This window comes from Gordonia zhaorongruii (genome assembly GCF_007559005.1).
Lineage (GTDB): Bacteria > Actinomycetota > Actinomycetes > Mycobacteriales > Mycobacteriaceae > Gordonia > Gordonia zhaorongruii.
Genome location: NZ_CP041763.1, coordinates 1,121,127 through 1,145,125, shown reverse-complemented (window position 1 = coordinate 1,145,125; position 23,999 = coordinate 1,121,127). Strand labels below are relative to the sequence as shown.

Below are 23,999 nucleotides of genomic sequence, written 5' to 3'. Positions count from 1 at the left end.
GCTCCCGATCATCGGTACGCGCCCTCCGCGTTGAGCCGCACCTGCGGGTCGAGAAGCAATGCCGACTCGACGTCGTGCTCGGTGACCGCTTCTCCACCAACCCCGTCTCCACCGACGCCGTCACCGAAGCGACGGTCTGCGGGCCGCTGGTACGCGGGCTCGCCGCCGCACATGGCCGACAGGAGTCGCTGCTGACCGTCGCGCAGGCGGGCCTCGCTCGCCCGGCGGTACGCTGCACGGCTGCGCTCGTCGAGCGAGGCGACGAACGCCTCCGGGTGGACCACCGCGATGAGGCCCGACACGTGGCCGAAGCCCAGGCTGGTCAGCAGACCGGCCTTCAGCGGGAACCTCTCGCCCATGCGCATCGTCTCGCGCGGCCACACCAGGTGCGGGTACTCGGCCATCGTGTCGTCGACGCAGTCGAGACTGCGGTTCGGCGGGACCACGCCGTCGCGGAGCACCTGGCAGAGTCCGATGAGCTGGAACGCCGCCGCACCGCCCTTGGCGTGACCGGTCAGCGACTTCTGCGACACCACGAACAGCGGAGCCCCATCGCCGCGGCCGATGGCGCCGGCCAGACGCTCGTGCAGTTCCGCCTCGTTCGGATCGTTCGCACGGGTCGACGTGTCGTGCTTGGAGACGACGGCCACGTCGTCCGGACTCACGCCCAGTGATGCGAGCGACGAGGCGAGGGGGGATGCCTTCGCTCCCCGCGCGGCACCGAGCGCGCCGAGTCCCGGAGCCGGGATCGACGTGTGGACACCGTCACCGAAGCTCTGCGCCCAGGCCACCACACCGAGGACCGGCAGTCCCAGTTCGGCGGCGACATCGCCGCGCGCCAGCAGGACGGTTCCACCGCCCGCCGATTCGACGAACCCGCCGCGCCGGCGGTCGTTGGCCCGGGAGAAGCGGCGCTCGTCGATGCCCTTGCCCGACATCGCGGACGAGTCGGCCGTCGCCGACATGTCACCGAATCCGACGATGCCCTCGATGCCGAGGTCGTCGAAACCGCCCGCCACCGCGAACAGCGCCTTGCCGAGGCGGATCTTGTCGGTGCCCTCCTCGACCGACACCGCAGCCGTGGCGCAGGCCGCGACCGGGTGGATCATCGCGCCGTAGCTGCCGATGTACGACTGCACGACGTGCGCGGCGACGACGTTCGGCAGGGCCTCCTGCAGGATGTCGTTCGCCTTGGCCTCGCCGAGCAGCGTGTCGACGTAGAGCGATCGCATCGAGGTCATGCCGCCCATGCCGGTGCCCTGCGTGTTGGCCACCAGTCCCGGGTGCACCCAGCGCATCAGCTCGGTCGGGGTGAGCCCCGCCGTGAGGAACGCGTCGACGGTCGCCACCAGGTTCCACAGCGCGACACGGTCCACCGACTCGACCATGTCGGGCGAGACGCCCCAGCGGACCGGATCGAATCCGGTCGGGATCTGCCCGCCGACGGTGCGGGACAACTCGAAGCGGCGCGGCACTCGGATCTCGGCGCCGGCGAGGCGGGTCACCGACCAGTCCCCGGAGTCCTTCGCGCTGATGCGCGTGCGTTCCGGGTCCGAAGCGGCGAAGGCGCGAGCCGAGGCCTCGTTGGGAACGGTGAACGTCAGGTCCTCGTCGAGGAACACCGATTCGAGTAGCGGCGAGGTGTTGTCCACCATCGCGCCGTCATCGGCGTAGCGGCGGATGCCGCACCGTTCGACGACCGCGTCGTGGTAGCGATCCGCGATCTCGGCCTCGTGGACCGGGTCGCCGGACTCGACGTCGTACCACCCCGGCTTGGGGGTTTCCTCCCACCGGACCAGACCGGTGATCCAGGCCAGTTCGAGTACGCCGGCCGCCGACAGCCGGTCGTCGACCTCCATCTCGAAACGGGTGCGCGACGACCCGTACGGCCCCACTTCGCCCGCTCCCACGATGACCACCAGATCCTCGGGGCGAGCGTCGATGTCGGACCACTCGTGGGCGACCGGCAGGTCGGCGCGGGCCGGCGCAGGCAGCGCAGCCACCATCGGATTCACCGGATCGTCAGCGGTCTCCGTCAGTGATTCCGAAGTGCTCCCGGTCGATCCCGAGGACTCCTTCGCGACCTTCGCTGCGAGCGCCTTCAAGTCGATCGCCGACGGATCCAGCCCGGCAGTCAGGTCGGCGATGACCGGTGCGGTCAGCGCTGCCTCACGTGTCTTCGCACCGCAGAGACCGACCAGCTCGGCCGCGATCTCCTCGGTGCTCCAGGTGCGGACGCCCGCCTCTTCGACGGCGTCCACGAGTCCGTCGTTGGCACCCATCAGACCGGTGCCGCGGACCCAGCCGATGAAAGCGTGGGCGATCGTGGTGCGCGAACCCCACGACTCCTCAGCCGACCAGCGGGTGACGAGAGCGTCCAGCGCAGCCTTGGCCTCGCTGTACGCGCCGTCGCCGCCGAACATGCCCCGGTTGGGCGAGCCCGGCAGCACCACGTGCAGCCGGCTCGCGATGTCGTGGTCGGCGCCGATCGCGCCGAGCCCGGCGATCATCCGCTCCACCGACCAGAGCAGGACCTTCATCTCCATCTCGGCACGGCCGCCGGCGTCGACCAGATCGCCTGCGACGCGCGGAGCGGCGAACGGGAACAGCAGCGTCGGAGTGAGAGCCTCCTTGATGACACCGGTGGTGGCACCCAGATTCTCCGTCTGCTCCGAGCCGATCCAGTCGACGACCGCGTCCACATCGACGTACGAAGCGAGATTGGCGGGCACCACCCAGAGGGCGGCACCGGTGCGAGCATGCGTTCGGTACAGCTCCTTGTAGAACGAGAGGCGCTCGGCCGACAGCCGTGAGGTGGTGGCGACGACCGTCGCTCCCCCACTCAGCAGCTTGCCCGCGATCGCTGCCGCGATCGAGTCGGGCGACGCCCCGGTCACCACTGCGACGTCGTCGGCGAACTCGCCGACCGCGGTGGATTCCGCGGCCTCGGCGATGGCGGCGAACAGCCTGGCGTGAGGGCCGAACCCGCGGTGCAGCGCCTTGCCCTGCCACCAGGTGGCGTGCTGAGCGACCACCGCTCCCGCGGCGGTCATCCGGCCGACGATGGCGTCGAAATCGGAGTCGACGGACTCGTCGTCCAGCAGCCACAGGCGCGCCAGATCCTCACGGGCACTCGCCCAGCGGTCGTCGAGGAGCACCGCGCGCTCCTCGTCGAAGGACGGTGTCACGGTGCGCACCCAGTCCGAGCCGAGCTCATCGCTGATCCGCTGTGCGGCAACCGCGTTCGGATCCTCGAGGACTTCGGGAGCCGTGTCGGCGCCGGTGAGCCCGAGGGTGGTCAGGATGGTGTTCGCGGTTGCCGCGAGCACCCCGTCTGGACCGGTGATCTGACTCGCGAACTCGTCCAGAGCGGCGGCGTCAACCGTCGCCCCCGCCGATGACGCGGCGGCCGGCAGGTCGACGGTGATGCCGCGTGCGGCGCCGACGGACCGCACCGCGCGGTCGATGAGCGCATCCAGCTCACCTGCATTGCCGACGCTGCCGTCGAGCAGGTCGCCCAGGTCGCCACCGCGCACGCTGGCTCCGTCCCGGGTGCCGAGCGCGAGCTCGACGAGCGTGTGCTGCGCCCATCCGCCCTCCAGTTGCCACGCGCCGGTCACCCGATCGGTGATGTAGCTCGCGCGCTTGCCCACGGGGCCGGCGATCTTCCGGATCTGGTCGCCGACCGCGTCCGAGAGGACGTCGCCCAGCGGCTTGTATCCGCGCGCCAGGGTGTCCACGGTCGACGCGAGAGCGTTCATGTCGGCCTCAGCGGCACCGTCGATGGCGCCGAGGCCCAGCTCGCCGCCGATGTCGAGGAGCAGCTGATTGCGCCGCGATGAGACACCGTCGCAGAGCGATTCGATCGTGTCGGCCGAACCGATCTGGGCAGGCGTCATCTTGGTCCACAGCGCGATGACGGCGCGGACGGCGTCGGCAGGTGCGAACGCGATGTCGGCAGGTCGCGGACCGGAGCCTGCGGCAGGTGCAGCGGGCGCGGAGGGTGCGGCGGCGAGAGCTGCGGCCTCATCCGCACTGCGGTCCCCCACCGGCTCCGCCTCAGCCTCCTCATCGCCGGCCGGCTCGGGAGCACTGTCCGCACCGCGCAGCAGCTGCTCGTCGCTCTCGACGTTGAGAACCTCGGTGGCTGCCGACCCGTAGCCGTCGAGCCGCAAGGTGTTGCGGGCGAGACCGGTCAGGGTCGGCGCCGACTTCACGCCCACCTCGACGAAGCGGTCGATGCCTATGCCGCCCTGTTCGACGGTCGAGAACAGCAGATCCTGCGTCTCGATCCACCGCACCGGACTGGCGAACTGCCAGGCCAGGAGTTCGATCAAGATGACGCGCGTCAGCTCGGACGGCCGGGCGCTCCACGACGCCCAATCGGCGAGAACCTCGTCGAGCGGCGCCGATGGCACCAGTTCGGCGATCTCCTGCACGAACGAGCGGTCGAGCGTGAACAGTCGCGGAACCAGGTTCGGGATGTAGCGACCGACCAGGATCGACGGGTCGATGTCCGCCGGGAGCAGGTTCTCCAGCTTTCCGCGGAACTCCGGCACGCCTTCGCGCAGGACCGTCGAGTGGAACGGCACGTCGATGCCCGGCACCTGGATGTACGCCCGACGGCCGCCGAATTCCGCGCGCCGCCGGTCGATCTCGCTCTCCAGAAGGTCGAGACCGCGAACCGTGCCGGCGATCGCGTACTGCGAGCCGAGCAGGTTCAGGTTGACCACCTCGAGGAACTCCCCGGTTCGGCCGGCGAGTTCGGCGATGAAGTCCTGTACGTCCTCGTCGGCGAGACCGAACTGACTCGGACGGATCGCCGCGAGGCGGTAGTCGCTGCGGCCCTTGGCATCTCGCGGCACCAGGTGGTGCATCGCGCTGCCGCGCTGGAAGACGACCTCGAGGACGGCCTCGAGCGGCAGTACCCCGGCACATGCGGCGAGAGCGTTGTACTCGCCCACCGAGTGACCGCACGTGATGGAGTCCTCCACGAAGGCGCCCGCCTCACGGAGTTCGGCGACCTGCGCCACTCCGAGCGTCGCCATGGCGACCTGGGTGAACTGCGTCAGGAACAGCACGCCGTCCGGATGGTGGTATCGGATGCCGTCGGCGACGAGTGTGGTCGGGTTGTCGCGGACCACGGCGAGGATCGAGAATCCGAGGGCCTCGCGGGTGTGCTTGTCGGCACGGTCCCACACGTCGCGGGCGGCAGCGCTGCGGCTGCGGGCGTCGAGGCCCATGCCCTTGCTCTGGATGCCCTGGCCCGGGAACGCGTACACGGTGCGCGGTGCATCGAGCAGACCCGATGCGGCCATGACGAGCTCCCCGTCGACCTTGGCGGTCACGTCGATGACGTCGCGGCCCTCGTCCATGCCGACGCGGTCTACGCGCACATCGACGACATCGCCGAGTCGGACCATGCCGAGGAACCTGGCGGTCCAGCCGCGTACCGCCCGCGGAGCGGGAACCGGCTGCGCGACGTCCGCGGCCACGACGACCTGCTGGGCCATCGCCGACAGCCACATGCCGTGAGCGATCGGTTCGCCGAGGCCGGCGAGCCGTGCGGCGTGCGCATCCGTGTGGATCGGGTTGCGGTCGCCGGATACGACGGCGAAGCCGTTCATGCGCGTGGGCGCCGGCACGCTGACCGATCGCACGTGCTTGCGGGTGCCGGCCCGCTCGTCGGCTGCCGCGCCCCCGGCACGCACCGGATCGGTCAGTTCGGCGGCACCGAGACGCCCGCGAATGGCGAACCGCTCGACGAGATCGGCGACCGGCACGCCGCCATCGCGAACGCTGACGACGATCTCGACCACCCGGCCCACCTCGGTGTCGGTGATCGAGGTGCAACGGGCCTGGACGGTCAGTTCGGTGTCGGTCGAGGGCAGTTCCGAGGCGACGGTGATCGCGTGGTCGAGGTGCACGAGGTCGAGCAGACCCTCGACGACGGGATGTGCTCGGCCGGTCTTCGGGTCGGCGCTCTCGATGGTGCCGAGCACGCTGAACACGGTCGGCCAGCAGGCGACGACGAGCGCGTCCGGCACGGCGAATCCGTTCGGCGAGGCCGGTGTCGTGGGCAGGAGCCCGAACGGCAGACCGGCAGCGGTGGCGCCGCTGTGGTCGGCGACCGAGTCGGCACGCCAGGCGACGGTGCCGGTGGTGGTGCCGTCGGTGACATCGCGCAGCGAACCGCCCGCGGCGACGGTCAGCAGCTCGCGCATCGACTTCGCGGCATCGGGCGTGGTGACACGAGGGCTGGCACCGTCCACGACCGCGAGGTCGACGGTGAACGGGACGCGCAGGATGGTGCCGGACACCGGAACTGCGAGGTCGAGACGGATGGCGTCGTCCGGGCAGTCGGCGTCGGGCATGTAGGCGAGGAAGGCGCCCGAGGAGTGCTCGGCGTACTCGCCGTCGAAGACGTCCCAGCCGCCGCGGTCGCCGAGGAGGGCGATGGGGTTGCGGACCTGGCGGCCCGCCCAGAGCACGTCCTCGGCCTCGATCACCACGCTCAGCGCGCCCGAGGAGGCGACGGTTCCGATACGGCGGCGAGCGGAGACGACTGCGGGCTGCATGCCGGTGGCACGCAGTTCGGAGACGACGTGGTCCTCGAAGCGGTTCAGCAGTTCGCCGACCGGTTCATCGACCCTGGTGATGCCGGAGACGGCGACCGGTCCCGGAATGATGCAGACCTCGTCGGCCGAGTAGCGCGGATCGTGTGCCTGCCACAGCGAGTCGCTGCGCCACCAGCGACGCACGTCCTTGTCGATGACGGGGACGAAGTTCACCGGCTTGCCCGGGCGACGGCACAGCTCCAGGAAGAACGCGACATCCGCCGGGTGGAGGACGTCGGCCTCGACCGCCGGGAAGGTCTCGATGAGACGCGCCACGGCTGCGTATGCGTCCGTGATCCGATCACCGAACACCGACTCGAACTCGCCGCTGTCCAGATGATGCATGCGAGCCTCGGTCCGGCGCAGCATGTCGGCGAAGCGGGATTCCCACGTGATGTCGGCCCAGTCGTACGGATCGTCTGCGTCACCGACCGCCAGTTCCGCGTAACGGGTGAGCCACTCCGAGTAGGTCATCGTGTGCACGTCACCGAAGTACGGCTTCGCGGTTCCGTCCATCGCGGTGATGATCTCCTCGCGCCGCTCCGCGACGGCTTCCGCGTCGCCTGCGACCTCGTCGAGCAGACGACCGCAGCGTGATGCGGAGTTGTCGATCTCGTGGATGTCGGCGCCCAGCTGGCTACGGCCGGAGGCCATTCCGGCAGTACTGCGGCCCGCACCGATCCACTCGTCGGCACCCGCGGTGTCGACCAGCATCTGCTTGACGTCCGGGGACGTCGTCGCCTCGGCGGTCGCCATCGCCGCGGTGCCGATCAGGATGCCGTCCAGCGGCATCTGCGGGTAGTCGTACTTCGTCGACCACAGTCCCGTGACGTACTCCGATGCGCGTTCGGGCGTGCCGATGCCGCCGCCGACGCAGACTACGACGTTCGGCCGATCGCGGAGCTCGCCGTAGGTGGCGAGGAGCAGGTCGTCGAGGTCCTCCCAGGAATGGTGTCCGCCTGCGCGCCCGCCTTCGATCTGCACGATGACGGGGAACTGCGGGACCTGGATCGCGATCCGCACGACAGCGCGGATCTGATCGACGGTGCCCGGCTTGAACGCGACGTAGTGCAGGCCCGCATCGATGAGCTCGCCGACGAGATCGATCGCCTCATCCAGCTCTGGGATGCCGGCGGTGATCACGACGCCGTCGATGGGGGCGCCCTGGGCCCGGGCCTTCTGCACCAGGCGCTTGCCGCCCAGCTGCAGCTTCCAGAGGTAGGGGTCGAGGAACAGCGCGTTGAACTGCGCCTGGCGGTTGTCGTCGAGTAGGTCGGTCAGCTTGGCGACGTTGTCGGCGAAGATCTCCTCGGTCACCTGCCCGCCGCCCGCGAGTTCGGCCCAGTGACCCGCGTTGGCGGCGGCCGCGACGATCGCCGGATCGACGGTGGTCGGCGTCATGCCCGCGAGGAGCATCGGCGAACGGCCTGTGAGGCGGGTGAACGCGGTCCCGACCCCGAGCCGGCCATTGGGCAGCGAGACGACGTGCGGGGCGAATTCCGACCACGGGCGCGACACCTCGGGCGCGTTTCCCGGCACGAACAGGTTGCGCTGGCCGCCGCGAGTGGCCGCGGCGACGACGCCGACCCCCTGGCCTCGAACGACCGGCGAGGCGAGACGCGCGCCGATGTCTCCGGGGCCGAGATCGATGAGCCACCGAGAGCCGGAGGACACGACGTCGCCGACCTGGTCGACCCAGTCGACTGGATCGACGAGAACGCCCGTCGCGTGCCTGCGAGCCGCATCCGCATCGATCCCGCAGCGCCGCGCCCACTCGCTCACGAGTTCCACGGCGTGAGTCAGGTCGGGGTGATGGAACGGGGCGGTCACCGCGAGTTCCTCGAAGACCGGCGAGAACGGCGTGCCTCCGGTGCGCTTGTCCTTGCGGTCCTGCGCCTGCGCCGCGGCACGGCGGTCGCACAGGGCTGCGAAGGCGGCGAGATGACGAGGTGCACCCGCGATCACGATTGATCGGCGACTGTTGATGATCGCGACGGTCGGGACGCCTGCCGCGCCCTCCGGCAGGCCTGCCGCGTACTCGTCAAGCATCGCGTCGACGTCGTGCGGTGAGATCCCGCTGATCGCGACCATCGACGCCGTGCCCGAACCGGTTGCCGCAGCCGATCCGATGAGCCCGCTGCGACGACCGACGATGGTCGAGGCCGCGCCCATCAGCTGTGCGAGAGCGAGCAGTTCCGCGTCCTCGAGCTCGCGGGAGTGCGCGGCCGCCTCAACTGCCAGCAGGCCCTGCGAGTGCCCGATCACGGCACTGGGCGGCAGCTTCCGGATGTCCAGTCCCTGCTTGTGCAGACTGGCGATCGCGGCGAGTTGAGTCAGCAGGATGCCGGGCAGCGAGAAGGGTGCGGCCGCCAGTTCCGTCTCGTCGGGGACCGGACGGTCCTCGTCGGCAGCCGCCAGCCACGCGATCGGATCGAAGCGATCTCCGCCCGCCGCCGCGAGCTCGTCGGCCACCGGAGCCAGCAGGCGAGCTGCGGCGTCAACGGTGCCTTCGACGGTGCGGGTCAGGTCGGCGTCGGCGACGAGTTCGGTGAGAGTGGGCAGCCACGGGCCACCCTGCCCGCCGAAGCTGATCGCGTAGCTCTCCCCCGCTGCGAAACGATCGAGAAGACTCCGGGTGCGGTCGTCGTTTGCTGCGTGGTCGCGAGTGCGGAACTGATCAAGGGTCACGAGTACTCCTGTGTGCCTGGTCTGGGGAACGCAGCAATCATGACAGACGAATATGAGGAAACCCTCACGTTCGTCGCTACCCCGCGGTATACCCGCGGGTAGACCCACGGGTAACCGGCTGGACCTGCGAGACAGGATTTTCCGGTGAATCTCGTCACAAACCGTGTCGTACGTGACCGGCGATTCGCGGTAGATTCCTGCTCATGGGAAACCTCATCGTGACCGAGTTCATCACCCTCGACGGCGTCGTCGAGGCGCCGGGCGGGGAACCCGGCCATCCGCACACCGGCTGGGTCTCCGACTACTTCGATGACGAGGTGGCGCAGTACAAGCTCGACGAGACCCTCGCTGCCGAGAGCCATCTACTCGGGCGGGTCACCTACGACAGTTTCGCGGGAGCGTGGCCGGACCGGACCGGGCCGATGGCCGACAAGATCAACGCCATGCCCAAGCACGTGGTGTCCGGAACGCTGTCTGCTCCGCTCCCCTGGCATAACAGCCACCTCATCGCCGACGACGTCGCCGGATCGGTCGGTCGCCTGAAGGAGACGACCGGCGGATCCATCCTGGTCGTCGGCAGCGCCACCCTCGTCCGGCACCTCCTCGCTACGGAGCTCGTGGACGAGTTGCGGCTCCTCATGATGCCGGTGACCATCGGCGGCGGCTTGCGACTCTTCGACGACGACAGAGCCAAGCGCCTCTTCTCTCCGACGCACGTGAAGAGCTTCGACACCGGTGCTCTGGCCGTGCACTACCGGCTCCGGTGATCGCATGAGCACCGCCGGAGACTCCCCAACCGGTTGCGTCTTCTGCGACATCGTCAGCGAGACCTCGCCGGCCCACGTCGTCTACTCCGACGATGACGTCATCGCCTTCCTCGACATCTCGCCGGTTGCTCGGGGACACACACTGGTGATCCCGCGCCGACATTCGGCGGGCCTGGACGACGTCGATCCGGCTCTCGGCGCCCCCTTGCTCGCCGCGGCACAGCGAGTCGCGAAAGCCTTGAAGGGCAGCGCATTCCGGGCACATGGGGTGAACGTCGCACTCAACGACGGGCGTGCCGCGATGCAGACCGTGTTCCACACTCACATCCACGTCATCCCCCGCCGTCACGGCGATAAGGTCTCGTTCGCGAAGGGACTGCTGACCCGACGTTCCGGTGACCTGGCGGCGATCGGCACCGAGCTCAGAGCCGAGATCGCAGCGCAGCGTTGATGAACCACTCCGTGACGAACCCCCTCGACAGAGCACGTGACCTCGTCGACGCCGCCGACCGCATCGTCGTGTTCACGGGTGCGGGCATGTCCGCCGAGAGCGGTATCGCCACCTTCCGCGACGCGCTGACCGGGATGTGGGAGAACCACGATCCGATGGTGCTGGCCTCACCGGACGGCTGGGACGCCGACCGCGACATGGTGTGGGCGTGGTATCGCGAGCGCGCGGCACAGGTGCGGAGCACCGAGCCGAACGCGGGCCACCTGGCGATCGCACGGCTGGCCGACGAGAAGGCCGTGGGAGGTGGTTCGGTGCAGGTGGTCACTCAGAACGTCGACGATCTGCACGAGCGGGCGGGCAGCACGGTCGATGCGCACCTGCACGGCGGCCTGTTCGCACCGCGATGCGAGGCCTGCGACCGGCCCGAGCCACCGGACGTCGCCCTCGTGGCGCCACGACCCGACTGCCCCGTATGCGGGGCGTCGATCCGGCCCGGGGTGGTCTGGTTCGGCGAGATGCTGCCTGCCACCGACTGGCAGCGAGCGGACGAAGCGACTCGGACCTGCGACCTGATGCTCGTCGTCGGCACGAGCGGCGTCGTCTACCCCGCCGCCGAGCTCCCCGAACGCGCCTACCGCGCAGGCACTCCCATCATCGAGGTGAACCCCGACGTCTCGGCGCTCACCCGACTGGCGACGGTGCCACTGGTCGGCTCCGCTGCGGAACTGCTGCCGGCTCTTGCGGAGCGCTAGCCGCACGGCGGACGGCGAGCATCCCGTAGCCGACGAGGATCCAGGCGCTCAGCACCGCGAACGCGGTCAGTGAGCCCGCACCACCGAAGAACGACGCACTCCGCAGCGCCGTCCCCGTGGCGCCGAGCGGCAGACTCTGCCCGAGCGTCGCCCACACCGGCGACAGGAACTCATGCGGCGCGGAGATCCCGGCCAGCGGCATCCCGATCAGCATGAACAGCACAGCCACGACTCCGACACCGCGCACCCCCATCAGCGAGACCACGCCCGCCACCGAAGCGGCCATGGCGAGTATCCCGACGCTCAGCGCCAGCCATTGCAACGCGAACCCGCCGGCCAGAACGCCGGCGGCCATACCGACGCCGACAGCAGTTGCGCCCACCACCGCGGCCCCGATGGGCAGCATCACGGCGATCAGCCTGCGTCGGCGCCCGACCAATGCGCAGGCTATCCCCAGCGCCATCCCCGTCATGAACACCGGCATCACCATGGATCCGAATCCGGCGCCTCGCGGATCATCGGCAGCAGGCGGCGCCACGTCGACCACCTGCGGCGCCGGTCCGCCGGACTGGGCCGCGATACCGTCGGCGATCTGAGTCAGCATCGGTCCGACCGCTGCACTCGCACCCGTGGCGATCACCGTCTCGGGAGCCGCACCGAGGACGAACCCGCCGTAGATGTCGCGGTCGCGTGTGGCGTCGTGCAGGTCCTCTGCCGTCGCGAACGCCTGAACGTCGAAGGCGCCCGGTTGCCGTTGCTCGAGTGACGCACGCACCTGCTCAACGGCAGCATCAGCGCCCGTGACGCCGACCGGCAGATCGTGTGGAGTCCCCCGGGATGCCGGGGTGATGAACATCAGCAGCACCAGCGGGATGGCGACTGCCAATCCTGCGATCACCGCCCCGAGTTTGCTGACCGTCGACATGCCCGACCCCTATCTATTCAACATCTGTTGAGTGGGACGGTACGCGAATTCCAGGACTTAAGTCAACAGTCGTTGAAATGATGGGTAGGGTGGTCGCGTGACCGAACGAAGCCCCGCGCGCGCCGGCCGCCGCACCGGAGAGAGCACAGCCCGCGACGACATCCTCACCGCTGCACGGAAACTGTTCGGCAGCAACGGATTCAAATCGACAACGATGCGCGCGGTGGCCACCGAGGCCGGGGTCGATGTCGCCCTCGTCCCCTACTACTTCGGCAGCAAGTACGGCCTGTTCGTCGCCGCCCTGGAACTCCCCATAGATCCGGCGGAGAGCATCCGGCGCGCGACGGACTGCACGCGGTCCGAACTCGGCACGCGCCTGATCTCCACCTTCACCGGAGTATGGGAGGACCCCGAGACCGGGCCCGTGATGCAGGGCCTGCTCCGCTCGGTGATCAACGATGAAGGACTCACAACGGCGTTCGGCGACTTCGCGTCGAACCAGATGGTGCCGATTCTCACCGAATCCGCCGAGATCTCGACCCCGACTGCACGCGCGGTGCTGAGCACCCTGTTCGGTATCGCCACGCTGCGCTACCTGATCAGGATTCCCGCGTTCACCCAGCTGACACGTGACGAGCTGATCGCGTCACACGGCCCGCGGTTGCAGGCCGTGATCGACGTCGATCGGTGAACCGGGACTGCAGTGAAACTGCGGACTAGGACCGGCCCCGGCCCGCCACGCGCGGCGAGCGCTTGTTGTAACCGTCCCGCTTCGAGTACTGCTTCTTGCCTCCGCGTGCACGGGGCGCACCCATGTCGGCCCGCAGGTCGATCGGGTTCTTGCCGATGCGCGTGTGCTTCAGCATGTTCAACGTCTCGTTGTCCAGGTCGTTCGGCAACTCCACGAGACTGAAGTCGTCCCGGATGCTGATGTTGCCGAAGTCGGCGCGTGTCAGGCCGCCTTCGTTCGCGATCGCGCCCACGATGGCACCCGGCGAGACCTTGTGCTTGCGCCCCACGGCGATGCGGTACGTGGCGAAGTTGCCGCCGCCACGCGGTGTCCGCTCCCGGCGTTCGCTGCGATCGTTGCGATCGGCCCGCTGACCGGCCGGCGGATCCGGATTCATCAGGAAGCCGCCGTCGCGCGACTCGAGGGCCAGCGCGGCGGCGATGTCGGCCATCGCCACGTCGTGCTCCCGCTCGTAGGTCTCCACCAGCGAGCGGAACATGTCGAGGTGATTCGAGGCAAGGTTCGCGGTGATCGAGTCGGCGAACTTCGCGACGCGCTGTGCGTTCACGTCCTCGGCGCTCGGCAGGTCGATCTCCTCGAGCTGCTGCCGTGTGGCTCGCTCGATGGACCGCAGCAGGTGACGCTCGCGGGGCGACACGAACAGCAGCGCCGTACCCGAACGGCCCGCACGCCCCGTACGGCCGATGCGGTGCACGTACGACTCGGTGTCGTGCGGGATGTCGTAGTTCACGACGTGCGAGATGCGGTCCACGTCCAGGCCGCGGGCGGCGACGTCGGTGGCGACGAGGATGTCGAGCGACCCGTCCTTGAGCTGATTGATGGTGCGCTCGCGCTGCGCCTGCACCATGTCGCCGTTGATCGCCATCGCGGACAGGCCACGCGCGCGCAGCTTCTCGGCGAGCTCCTCGGTGGCCGACTTCGTGCGGACGAACATGATCATCGCGTCGAACTGCTCCACCTCGAGGACTCGAGTCAGAGCATCGAGCTTGCGGTGGTGGGAAACCTGCAGGTAGCGCTGAGTGATGTTCTGCGCCGTACCGGTCTTCGCCTTGACCGTCACTTCCTTCGGGTTGTTCAGGTACTTACGGGCGAGCCTGCCGATCGACGCCGGCATGGTCGCCGAGAACAACGCGACCTGCTTGCTGTCCGGGGTGTCGGCGAGGATGCGCTCGACGTCCTCAGCGAACCCCATGGTGAGCATCTCGTCGGCCTCGTCGAGCACCAGGAACTCCAGTTCCGAGATGTCGAGCGTGCCCTTGTCGAGGTGGTCGATGACACGGCCGGGAGTACCGACGATCACCTGAGCGCCACGTCGCAGGCCGGAGAGTTGCACGCCGTAGCTCTGGCCGCCGTAGATAGGCAGCACCTTGACCTCGGGCATCTTGCTCGCGTAGCGGCCGAACGCCTCGGACACCTGCAGCGCGAGCTCACGCGTCGGCGCGAGCACCAGTGCCTGCGGCTTGCGGGCCTTGGTGTTCAGGCGCGACAGCACCGGAATGGCGAAAGCGGCGGTCTTGCCGGTGCCGGTCTGTGCAAGGCCGACCACGTCGCGGCCGTCCATGAGCGGAGGGATGGTCGCCGCCTGAATGGGCGACGGAGTCTCGTAGCCGACCTCATCTAGCGCAGCGCGCACGCGGTCGTCGATATCGAAGCCGTCGAACGTGTCGACGGCGGCCGAATCATCGGCAGAAGCAGTGGGGTCCGACGCGTTCATCGGAGGAATTCCTTAGTCATCGACTGTAGACTCTACCCCGAAAACCTCGTGTGATACGCCTCACCGAGCTGCTGGTACTGTGCGCTACAGATACCAGCACGTCCATTATGCGCAGTTTCACGCGAGGAGAACGCACAGATGCAGGAGTACACCACTCCGTCCATCACGTCCATCGATCCCGATGCGACCACGATCACGACGATCCAACGTTACCGCGCCGAACGACCGGACCTGCCGCTGTTCAAGCGCCGCGCAGGCTCGGGCCCGTGGGTGACAGTGACCGCCGCGCAGTTCGCCGACGATGTCGACGGGGTCGCGAAAGGCCTGATAGCAGCCGGAATCAACGCCGGCGACCGCGTCGCGATCCTCTCATCGACGCGCTTCGAGTGGAGCGTGCTCGACTACGCGATCTGGCGGGCCGGCGCCACGACGGTCGCCATCTACGAGACGTCCTCGTCGGATCAGGTCGACTGGATCCTCAACGATTCGGCCACCTCGCTGCTGATCGTGGAGAACGACGAGCAACGCAAACGCCACGACGACGTGATCTCGAACGCACCCGCGCTGAAGGAGACGCTCGTCATCGAAGACGGCGCGTTGGACGCGCTGCACAAGCTCGGCGCCGACGTCCCCGACTCCGACCTCGCTGCGCGCGAGGCTGATTCGAAGGCCTCGGATGCCGCCACGCTGATCTACACCTCGGGCACCACCGGCCGGCCGAAGGGGGTCGTGCTCACACACGCCAACTTCCTCGAAGAGACGGCTGCAACTGCCGAATCCGTCGGAAACGGCCTGCAGGAGGGCAAGTCGACGCTGCTCTTCCTCCCGCTGGCTCACGTCTTCGCGCGCATCGTGGCCGTCGGCTGCGTGGAGAACGGAGTCGTCCTCGGGCACACCAACGACATTCCGAATCTGATCCCCGACCTCGACGTGTTCAAACCGAACTACGTCCTCTCGGTGCCGCGCGTGTTCGAGAAGGTCTACAACACCGCCGAGCAGAAGGCGATCGACGGCGGCAAGGGATCGATCTTCGCGAAGGCGGTCGACACGTCGATCGCCTACAGCCGTGCGCTCGACACCGGTGGCCCCGGCATCGTCCTCAAGGCGAAGCACGCGGTATTCGACAAGCTCGTCTACGGCAAGCTGCGCGCCGCCCTGGGCGGCAACTGCGAAGGCGCCATCGCGGGCGGTGCCGCACTCGGCGAGCGGCTCGGCCACTTCTTCCGCGGAGCAGGCATCCCGGTGTTCGAGGGCTACGGCCTGTCGGAGACGACAGCTGCGGTGACCGCCAACAATGAGGAGCACAGCCGGATCGGTTCGGTCGGCCGACCCGTTCCGGGAGTCACCATCCGGATCGCCGAGGACGGCGAGATCCTACTCAAGGGCGGCGTCATCTTCGGCGGCTACTGGCAGAACGACCAGGCGACCGCCGACTCCATCCGCGACGGCTGGTTCCACACCGGCGACATCGGCAGCCTCGACGACGGCTTCCTGTACATCACGGGGCGCAAGAAGGAACTGATCGTCACCGCAGGCGGCAAGAACGTCGCGCCTGCGCCACTCGAGGACACCATCCGTGCGCACCCGTTGGTGAGCCAGTGCCTGGTGGTCGGCGACAAGAAGCCGTTCATCGCGGCACTGATCACGCTCGATCCCGAAGCGATCCCCAGCTGGCTCGAGCGGAACAGCCTGCCCGCAGACACCCCCATGTCGGACCTCACCTCGAACTCCGCGATCCGCGCGGAACTCGATGCGGCTGTCGCCGACGCGAACGCCAAGGTCTCGAAGGCCGAGGCCATCAAGAAGTACGTGGTGCTCGAGGGGGACTTCACGATCGAGAGCGGCGAGCTTACTCCGACGATGAAGCTCAAGCGCAATGTGATCCACGAGTCGTATCAGCAAGCCATCGCCGATCTCTACACGTGATCGACGAACTCGCTGCGTGAGGCGCGATCTAGCAATAGACGCGTTACGGGGGCTGGCCATCTGGAGCATGGTCAGCCTCCATTTCGCTGACGGCACCCGTGTCGCCGAACCGACGCATCTCTTTCCGTACATGGACGGCATGAGTGCGTTCGTGCTGCTCTCCGGCCTGGTGCTGGGAATCGTCCACCGTCGATGGAACGAACGGTTCTCCCTGCGATACAGCCTCGACCGGCTCATCCGCCGCATCGTGGTCCTCTATGTCTGCCAGCTGACGATCAGCCTCTGCGCACTCGCCGTCGCCTCGGCGACCGGCCCGCGGGAGTTCCGGCGCCTCGCGGGACTTCCGGAGCGATCCGACCTGCTGACGGAGTTCTGGTGGGCCGTCACCATGCGGTACCTGCCGAGCGGCGGCAACATCCTGCTCCTCTATCTGATCCTGATGATTCTGGCGCTCGCAGTGATCCCGGCGATGGTGCGCGGCTGGTGGCCCGTCATCGCCGCCGGGTCACTCGCCCTCTATGTGGCGAGCGTGTGGTGGACCGCGCCGTGGATGAACCTCACGTCGTTCCCGGACGGTGCTCAGACCCAGAACTGGGCCTCGTGGCAGGTGCTGTTCATGCTGGCACTGGTCGTGGGGTGGAACTGGGCGGCATGGCGGCTCCCTGAGCGCATCGACGCGGCACTCCCCGTCCTGATCGCCGTGTCCCTTGCGGTCGGCTACACCGTGCGAGACGTCATCAGGTCACGCGACGTCCTTCCGCACGCGCTCACGATGGTCGACAAGATCGACCTCGGGCCCGTCCGGGTCGTCGTCGCCTTCTTGGTGTCGGCCACGCTCTACGGCCTCTTCCGGCTCGTCCTACGATGGACGAGTCGCGACGTGCTGCGTCCGCTGGTCTCGACCGGCGCCCGCAGTCTCGACTCGTACGTACTTCAGGCCGTCGCACTGCTCGCAGTCCCCACTCTGCTGGTGGCACGACCCTGGTCGCCGTCGACGGCGATGATCATCGCCGTCGTCGTGTTCGCGGCATGCTGGGCGTGGGCCGAGTTCCGCGCCCGCTTCGGGATCGACAAGCTGCACCGGATCCCGTCACGGGTGGCACGCTCCGGAAAAGGGCGCGCGGACGCAGAGAAGCAAGCGGAGAAGGTAGCATGACATGGCTGAGGACGACCGGACCGACAGCGGGAAGCGGCCCGACAAGCACGACCCCTCGACGGTCGGCGAGCAGACCTGGAGCGTGCACGGCGGCAATCACGCCGACGGAGAGGGCGGCGCGATCCGCGTCCCGATCACGATGGCGAACTCATACCACCTGCCCGCGGACCCGTCGACGATGGACTGGTCGAATCCGGAGCACCTGACGTACACCCGCAATACCGGCGTGAACCAGATCTCCTTGCAGGACAAGCTCGTTGCGATGGAGCACGGCGAGGACGCCGTCGCCCTCGCCTCGGGGGTAGCCGCGCTCCACGCGGTGTTCTTCGCCCATGTGAGCGTCGGAGACCATGTGGTGGTCGCGGACGCCACCTACGAGGCGACCTACAAACTGTGGACGTCGCTGCTCCCCCGTAAGTACGGGATCGAGGCGACGTTCGTCGACATCGCCGACCTCGACGCCGTACGTGCGGCGATGCGACCGAACACGAAGCTGATCAGCACCGAGGTGATCGCGAACCCGACGACCAAGGTCTCCGACATCGCGGCCCTCGCCGACATCGCCCACACTGGCGGCGCGCTGTTGATGGTGGATTCGACGTTCACTCCCCCGCCGCTGTTCCGTCCGCTGGAGCACGGGGCCGATCTCGTCGTCCATTCGCTGACCAAGTACATCAACGGCCACGGTGACGCGATGGGCGGTGCGGTGATCGGTCGCGCCGACGCCGTCGAACCGATCCGCTCGGAGGCGATGGTCGATGTGGGCGGCGTGATCTCGCCGTTCAACGCCTGGCTCATCATGCGCGGTTCGGTGACGCTCCCCCTCCGCCTCCGTCAGCACCAGGCGAACGCCCTGGAACTGGCTCGCTTCCTGGAGTCGGACGAGCGCATCGCCTACGTCGCCTACCCCGGCCTGGAGAGTCATCCGCAGCACGACGCCGCCGTTCGGCAGTTCGGTGGAACCGACCGTCCCGACGCCGGTTTCGGCGGCATCATGGCGTTCGCACTCAAGGGCGATCCCGACCTGCAGAACCGGTTCGTCGCCGCACTTCGCATCATCACGTCGGCAGTGTCGGTTGGCCACGACGAGTCGTTGATCGTGCACGTCGGTACCACCGGGCCGCGTGTCGCCGCCTATCCGGAGGCATTCCGGAAGTACGGCCACCTCCGCTTCTCGGTGGGACTCGAGGACGTCGCAGATCTCCGCGCCGACCTCGCGTCCGCACTCGACATCGCCTGTGGGAGTTAGCTGCTCGTCATCGCATCACTGCGCCGCGTACAGGATCCCCCGGCCGATCGCGTCGCGGATGCTCGGCATCGCAGCGTGCGCGAGAGCATCGGCATCGACGTCGTGAAACCCGGCCAGCAGGTCGATGAGCGCACCCAGCGGCACTTGCCCGCGGCAGCCGGCGAGAAGCGCGGTCAGCACCTCGTCCACGCCGAGCACCGCTCCGGGTCCGCCAGGTCGGGTCACCGTCGAGCCGATCTGCTGCCAGCCGTCCTCACCAGGCAGCGATTGAGTCTCGAGGAAGACGGGCGACGTGCTCAGTCGCTCGGCGAGGAGCTCGTCGTCGCTGGTGGAACGCAGATAATCTCGCCGCTTCCACCACGCCTGCGTCTCGAATCCGGTGACTTCCTGCCCGGCTGCGGTGATCTCCTCGATCACCACATCGGGAGCGCGCACCTGAGTGGGCTTACGCAGCGTCACGAGCCCCATACCGATACCCACGACGCCCTCGCTCTCGAACCAGTCGAGCCACTGCGATCCTCGACGGGCGGCGTCGGCAGCGGACTCGCCCGCGTCCGACACCCACAGCGAGACGTAACTGATCGGGTCGGCGAGCTCGCGCTGCACCACCCACGCGTCGAGCCCACTCGCCTGCACCCACGACCGCACACGTTCATCCCACGATTCCTCGTCGTAGACGATCCAGTTACAGAGCATCTGCGCCACCCCGCCGGGATTGAGGTGGTCTCCGGCATTCTCGATGAGCTGGCGGCTCACGCCGTCGCCGACCACTCCCGAGTCTCGGTAGATGTAGTCCTGAGTACCGGTTCCGACGACGAACGGAGGGTTGGAGACGATCAGGTCGAACGTCTCCCCCTCGACCGGTTCGTACAGACTCCCCTCTCGCAGATCCCACTTCATCTCGTTGAGCTGAGCAGTAGCCGCGGCGAGCGAGAGCGCCCTCGGGTTGGTATCGGTGGCGACGATCTCATCGCAGTGCGAGTCCATGTGCAAAGCCTGCACGCCGCAGCCCGTTCCGAGATCGAGCGCACGCCTGACCGGCGTGCGGATCACCCCCTGCGCCAACGACATCGACGCGCCGCCGATACCGAGGACATGGTCATGGGCCACGGCCGCCGGTCGCATCGAGGCATCCTGGTCGGCGACGACCAGATAATCCGCCTCGTCACTGCCATGCGGGTGGATGTCGAGCAGAGCGCGAACCGAGCCTCCCTCGGCGCGTTCCACCACACCGGCCGCAACCAGGTCGTCGACGGCGATGTCCGGAAGTGCCGCGGCCACCGCCGGCTCGGGTTCCGTCGAACCGAGGAGGAAGAGCCGAATCAGGATGGCCAGCGACTGCCGTTCGCCCGGCGCCCGGCGCGTCTCACGCAAGGCCGGCCACCACGTGCCGCCCACCAACGCCGCCGAGGCGTGTTCACCGAGGAGTTCGTCGACCCCGTCCGACGTGAAACTCGCGGCTCGCAACGACGTGCCCAGCGCGTCGACGAGGTTCGGATCAGCGAGTGGGTATGCATTCACGGGCCGAGCGTACCGGTACAGTATCCCTGCACGCGCGAGTGGCGGAACTGGCAGACGCGCTGGATTTAGGTTCCAGTGTCTCAGGACGTGGGGGTTCGAGTCCCCCCTCGCGCACTCGATCACCTCTCACTGCGGCGTCAGGCGGCTCCGCGCTCCATCGCCGGATCCATAGCGGCGTCGAGCACCGCGTTGATTCGCCTTTCCCGGATCGCTTGAGCGGGGGTGACCCCGTCCAGAGCCGCGTTCGGTGCAGCCATCCAGCTCCGCACGAACAACGGGTCGTCGGGCGCATCGACCATCAGTGCGGCGGTATGCGCCGCCCGCAGAGATTCGACGACCGGTTCTGCCGAGTCCCACCGCGAGCCGAACCGGCCACTAGAGGCGAGCAGCTGCCCGTCCATGAGAAAGGCGGCCATCGCCTGCCCCAGGCGGTCGGTCACCGCGGTGACCACCTGCGCGTCGGTCATATGTTCGGTCCTTACGAATGCGGACACCAGATCCATGGCAACCTCCTCACTCGTGTCCGTCGCGGAGCGCTCGGCGCCCGTTACACGGGAGTGAGGACTCTCAGCAGAAGATCAGATCCGTGTCCGCACTGGGGATTTCGGCGACCGTCCACGTCTGGTGACCGTCACCACACATCATCGAACCTGCGACACATCTGGGACATTTCTACGGCGTCGGACGGACGAGATCGCGACGTTGCCCCGTCAGGCTGGATCAGATGGATTACTCGACCGACCTCTCGCGCGCCGCACCCCTCGGGGCGCGGCGAATCAGCGTGACCGGCCGCATCGGTCTGATCCTCGGGGCCTTCACAGCCGTCGCGCTCCTGGTCGCGGCGTACCTCCTGTTCGTGACGTCGTACAACGGCCAGTTCATGGACAACGAGACGATGACGACGCTCGGCTCCCACCTGGGTAGCGACGTCCCGACCAGCGGATGGCTGGGACAGCACCAGATCGCGGTACTCGCAGGCGGCGGATTGCTGATCGCGACGATCTGCGCCCTTCGCCGATCTCCACGGCTCGCAGTGCACGCAGTCGTGCTGATCGGCGGCGCGGTCGTGGCCGCCCTGCTGCTCAAAGCCGGACTCGACCGCCCGTCGTTCGGGATCGGCACACTGACGAACTCGTTCCCGTCCAACACGGTTGCAGCCTTCGTCGCGCTCGCGCTGGCCTTGAGCGCGGTCAGCCCCAGTGCCGTGCGGACCGCGGTCACCGTGGTTGCCGTCGCCGGAGCGGGCGCGGTGTCGGCATGGGTGGTGCTCCTCCAATGGCACCGGCCCTCCGACGTGATCGGCGGCTGGCTCATCGCCGTCGCCGCGGCCTTCATCGCGGAAAGCCTGGCTCCCGCCCGCAACGCTGCATAGCGTCCAGCCAGTTGTGGAAAACTGGCGGCGATGCGCCTGCTTCTGATCGAGGACGACCCACAGATCGTGGAGGCGCTCCAGATGAGCCTGGAGCGCCTCGACTACGACGTGTCCACGATCGACACGGGGACGTCCGCGGACCTCCATTCCCTGGTGGAGCGTGTTGACGCCGTCGTTCTGGACATCGGGCTCCCCGATACGGACGGCTTCAGCGTGTGCCGATCGATCCGGGCGCGCAGCGCCATCCCGGTCATCATGCTGACTGCGCGTTCCGACGAGATCGACATGGTGGCGGGTCTGGAGGCGGGCGCCGACGACTACGTCGTGAAACCGGTGAGCCCTCGGGTCCTGGACGCCCGGATCAAAGCGATCATGCGGCGGATCCGACCGAACCAAGCACCCCACGAACCTCCCTCGCCTCCCGATGCCGCGGGCACCGCGAACGCGCAGTTCGACGTCAACGGGCTGTCCATCGACCGTGCAGCAGCACAGGTCCGGCGGGACGGATCAGCGCTCCCGCTGAGTCCCACCGAGCTGCGGCTCATGTTCGCATTCGCCGATCATGCCGGTCAGGTTCTGAGTCGCGACCAGTTGCTGACACTCGCGTGGGATCAGACGTACCTGGGCGACTCACGTCTCGTCGACAATGCGATTCAGCGCCTGAGGTCCAAGATCGACCCGGTCGCGGGACCGAGCCTCATCGAGACCGTGCGGGGATTCGGATACCGGTTCGCCCAGTGATCGCCCGATTCCTTCCGAGCCTGCGAGCGCGCGTCCTGCTCGGGACCGTGCTGGTGGTGTGTGCGACGGCGCTCGGCGTCGGGGGCAGTATCGCGCTCGCCTCCAGGTCCTGGATCTACCAGGACGCCCAGGAGACGGCGTTCGCCATCTTCGCCAACGAGATGGACGAGGTCCGCAGCTCCGGCGCGCCGGTGCCGCAGGACGTGATGGTGACGCGGGACGGTGCAGTCGAACGCGATCCCGCAGGCCTGGCTCAGCTGATTCCAGACCGCGTACGCGAGGCGGTCGACGCGAACGCCACCGAGTTCCGGTTCGAGCGGCTGTCCGACGGTCGGGTGGCGATCGGCTATCGGCCCGGCACCGCCGAACCGGCGACCAGCTACTTCGTCATCCGCCCGCTCGACGACGTCCCAGAGCGTCTCGACCGGCTGATGACGATCCTGGTGCTGTCGGTCGCCGGATCGGCGGTGCTCGGCATCGTATTGGGCACGCTCGTGGTCCGCACCGTCGTCAAGCCGCTGCACACGGTTCGGTCCACTGCACGGCAGATAGCTGCGGGCGACTCGTCCGTCCGGATCCCGGCTACCGGTGTCAGCGAACTCCACGACCTCACGACCTCCCTCAACGAGATGCTGGACGAGAAGGATGCCGCACTGACGGTGCTGCGTGAGGAGGAGCAACGCGCCAGTCGGTTCGCGTCCGACGTCTCCCACGAACTCCGGTCCCCGCTCGCCGCGCTGGTGCCCGCGGCCGAGGTGCTCGACGAGGAACTGTCCGGGGAGGCCGGGGTGCGTGGACGAGCGGCACGCCTCGTCTCCCACGAGATCACCGCTCTGTCCGGCCTGGTCGAGGACCTGCTCGAGATGACCCGTCGCGACGCCGGCCGAGCCGAAGTGCGCTCGGAGAGCGTCGATCTGCCGCCTCTCCTCCGAGATGCTCTCGACCTGCGCGGATGGACCGACGTACCGGTGATCACCGACGGCTCCGTCGAAGTCGTGACCGACCCGCGCCGTCTGACCGCGATAGTGACCAACCTGGTCGGGAACGCGATCCGGCACGGTCGCGAGCCGGTGTCGGTACAGGTGGAGCCCGGCGAGGCCTCGAGCAGCGAAGGCGGCTTCTCGGTGCGGGTCAGCGACCACGGACGCGGCATCCCTGACGAGCATCTCCCCCGCGTGTTCGAGCGGATGTACAAAGCTTCCGACGCACGAACCCGGTCCGGCGGCGCCGGACTCGGCCTCGCTATCGCGAAGGAGAACGCCCACCTCCTCGGAGGCGACGTCACGTACTCACGCACTGATGGCGTGACCGTGTTCGCTGCCGAGTTCCCCGGGCAGGCATGAGCCGGGCTGCTGTGAAGTGGGTCGCT

General features: G+C 68.2%; 15 protein-coding genes and 1 tRNA gene. 11 read left to right on the top strand and 5 right to left on the bottom strand.

Translation table 11 applies throughout. The features are described 5' to 3' along the window. Positions 1 to 8: 8 nt before the first annotated feature. Entirely contained in the window at positions 9 to 9,305 is a 9,297-nt protein-coding gene (locus FO044_RS05140) for a type I polyketide synthase (protein ID WP_132993765.1), read from the bottom strand. A gap of 203 nt (positions 9,306 to 9,508) precedes the next feature. Between FO044_RS05140 and FO044_RS05135 the strand changes: the two genes are divergently transcribed. From FO044_RS05135 to FO044_RS05125, 3 genes are read left to right on the top strand one after another with little or no spacing between them, the layout of a single operon-like run. Continuing rightward, a complete protein-coding gene (locus FO044_RS05135; protein WP_132993766.1) occupies positions 9,509 to 10,072 on the top strand; it encodes a dihydrofolate reductase family protein in 564 nt (187 codons plus the stop codon). 4 nt (positions 10,073 to 10,076) lie between these two features. Continuing rightward, on the top strand, positions 10,077 to 10,523 hold the full coding sequence (locus FO044_RS05130; protein ID WP_132993767.1) for an HIT family protein: 447 nt from the start codon (positions 10,077 to 10,079) through the stop codon (positions 10,521 to 10,523). Beyond that, positions 10,523 to 11,275: an SIR2 family NAD-dependent protein deacylase gene (locus tag FO044_RS05125; RefSeq protein WP_132993768.1), complete on the top strand. Its 753-nt coding sequence runs from the start codon at positions 10,523 to 10,525 to the stop codon at positions 11,273 to 11,275. The genes FO044_RS05130 and FO044_RS05125 overlap by 1 nt, the downstream gene beginning before the upstream one ends. Here FO044_RS05125 and FO044_RS05120 read toward each other — a convergent pair. Then, positions 11,205 to 12,173: an ABC transporter permease gene (locus FO044_RS05120; RefSeq protein ID WP_186290586.1), complete on the bottom strand. Its 969-nt coding sequence runs from the start codon at positions 12,171 to 12,173 to the stop codon at positions 11,205 to 11,207. The two genes, FO044_RS05125 and FO044_RS05120, sit on opposite strands and share 71 nt — an antisense overlap. A gap of 124 nt (positions 12,174 to 12,297) precedes the next feature. Here FO044_RS05120 and FO044_RS05115 point away from each other — a divergent pair, with 124 nt between their 5' ends. Then, entirely contained in the window at positions 12,298 to 12,891 is a 594-nt protein-coding gene (locus FO044_RS05115) for a TetR/AcrR family transcriptional regulator (RefSeq protein WP_132993769.1), read from the top strand. Between the two features lie 25 nt (positions 12,892 to 12,916). Here the strand turns inward: FO044_RS05115 and FO044_RS05110 are convergent, their stop codons facing one another. Then, the gene (locus FO044_RS05110; RefSeq protein ID WP_132993770.1) at positions 12,917 to 14,665 is read right to left on the bottom strand and encodes a DEAD/DEAH box helicase; all 1,749 of its coding nucleotides are present in this window, start codon (positions 14,663 to 14,665) and stop codon (positions 12,917 to 12,919) included. 138 nt (positions 14,666 to 14,803) lie between these two features. On the opposite strand from FO044_RS05110, the gene FO044_RS05105 reads away from it, so the two are divergent. Genes FO044_RS05105 through FO044_RS05095 form a run of 3 tightly spaced genes read left to right on the top strand, consistent with a single transcriptional unit; the run spans position 14,804 to position 18,996 of the window. Beyond that, positions 14,804 to 16,591 carry an AMP-dependent synthetase/ligase gene (locus tag FO044_RS05105; protein WP_132993771.1) on the top strand — a complete coding sequence of 596 codons (1,788 nt, stop codon included), beginning with the start codon at positions 14,804 to 14,806 and terminating at the stop codon, positions 16,589 to 16,591. A gap of 16 nt (positions 16,592 to 16,607) precedes the next feature. Continuing rightward, positions 16,608 to 17,747: an OpgC domain-containing protein gene (opgC, locus tag FO044_RS05100; protein WP_268896116.1), complete on the top strand. Its 1,140-nt coding sequence runs from the start codon at positions 16,608 to 16,610 to the stop codon at positions 17,745 to 17,747. Position 17,748: 1 nt separating this feature from the next. Then, the gene (locus FO044_RS05095) at positions 17,749 to 18,996 is read left to right on the top strand and encodes a trans-sulfuration enzyme family protein (protein ID WP_132993773.1); all 1,248 of its coding nucleotides are present in this window, start codon (positions 17,749 to 17,751) and stop codon (positions 18,994 to 18,996) included. Between the two features lie 15 nt (positions 18,997 to 19,011). On the opposite strand, the gene FO044_RS05090 is transcribed toward FO044_RS05095, so the two are convergent. Continuing rightward, positions 19,012 to 20,517, bottom strand: coding sequence for a DUF7782 domain-containing protein (locus FO044_RS05090; RefSeq protein ID WP_132993774.1), 1,506 nt, complete (start codon positions 20,515 to 20,517; stop codon positions 19,012 to 19,014). A 32-nt stretch (positions 20,518 to 20,549) separates the two neighbouring features. Here FO044_RS05090 and FO044_RS05085 point away from each other — a divergent pair. After that, positions 20,550 to 20,631: transfer RNA gene (locus FO044_RS05085), tRNA-Leu, on the top strand. 23 nt (positions 20,632 to 20,654) lie between these two features. On the opposite strand, the gene FO044_RS05080 is transcribed toward FO044_RS05085, so the two are convergent. Continuing rightward, positions 20,655 to 20,984, bottom strand: a complete 330-nt coding sequence (locus FO044_RS05080) for an antitoxin Xre/MbcA/ParS toxin-binding domain-containing protein (protein ID WP_165943103.1) — start codon at positions 20,982 to 20,984, stop codon at positions 20,655 to 20,657. A 257-nt stretch (positions 20,985 to 21,241) separates the two neighbouring features. On the opposite strand from FO044_RS05080, the gene FO044_RS05075 reads away from it, so the two are divergent. From FO044_RS05075 to FO044_RS05065, 3 genes are read left to right on the top strand one after another with little or no spacing between them, the layout of a single operon-like run. Further along, positions 21,242 to 21,889 carry a phosphatase PAP2 family protein gene (locus FO044_RS05075; protein ID WP_132993776.1) on the top strand — a complete coding sequence of 216 codons (648 nt, stop codon included), beginning with the start codon at positions 21,242 to 21,244 and terminating at the stop codon, positions 21,887 to 21,889. Positions 21,890 to 21,919: 30 nt separating this feature from the next. Then, complete coding sequence (locus tag FO044_RS05070) at positions 21,920 to 22,630, top strand: response regulator (protein WP_132993777.1); 711 nt, start codon at positions 21,920 to 21,922, stop codon at positions 22,628 to 22,630. After that, complete coding sequence (locus FO044_RS05065; RefSeq protein ID WP_132993778.1) at positions 22,627 to 23,973, top strand: sensor histidine kinase; 1,347 nt, start codon at positions 22,627 to 22,629, stop codon at positions 23,971 to 23,973. The genes FO044_RS05070 and FO044_RS05065 overlap by 4 nt, the downstream gene beginning before the upstream one ends. The last annotated feature ends 26 nt before the right edge of the window (positions 23,974 to 23,999 follow it).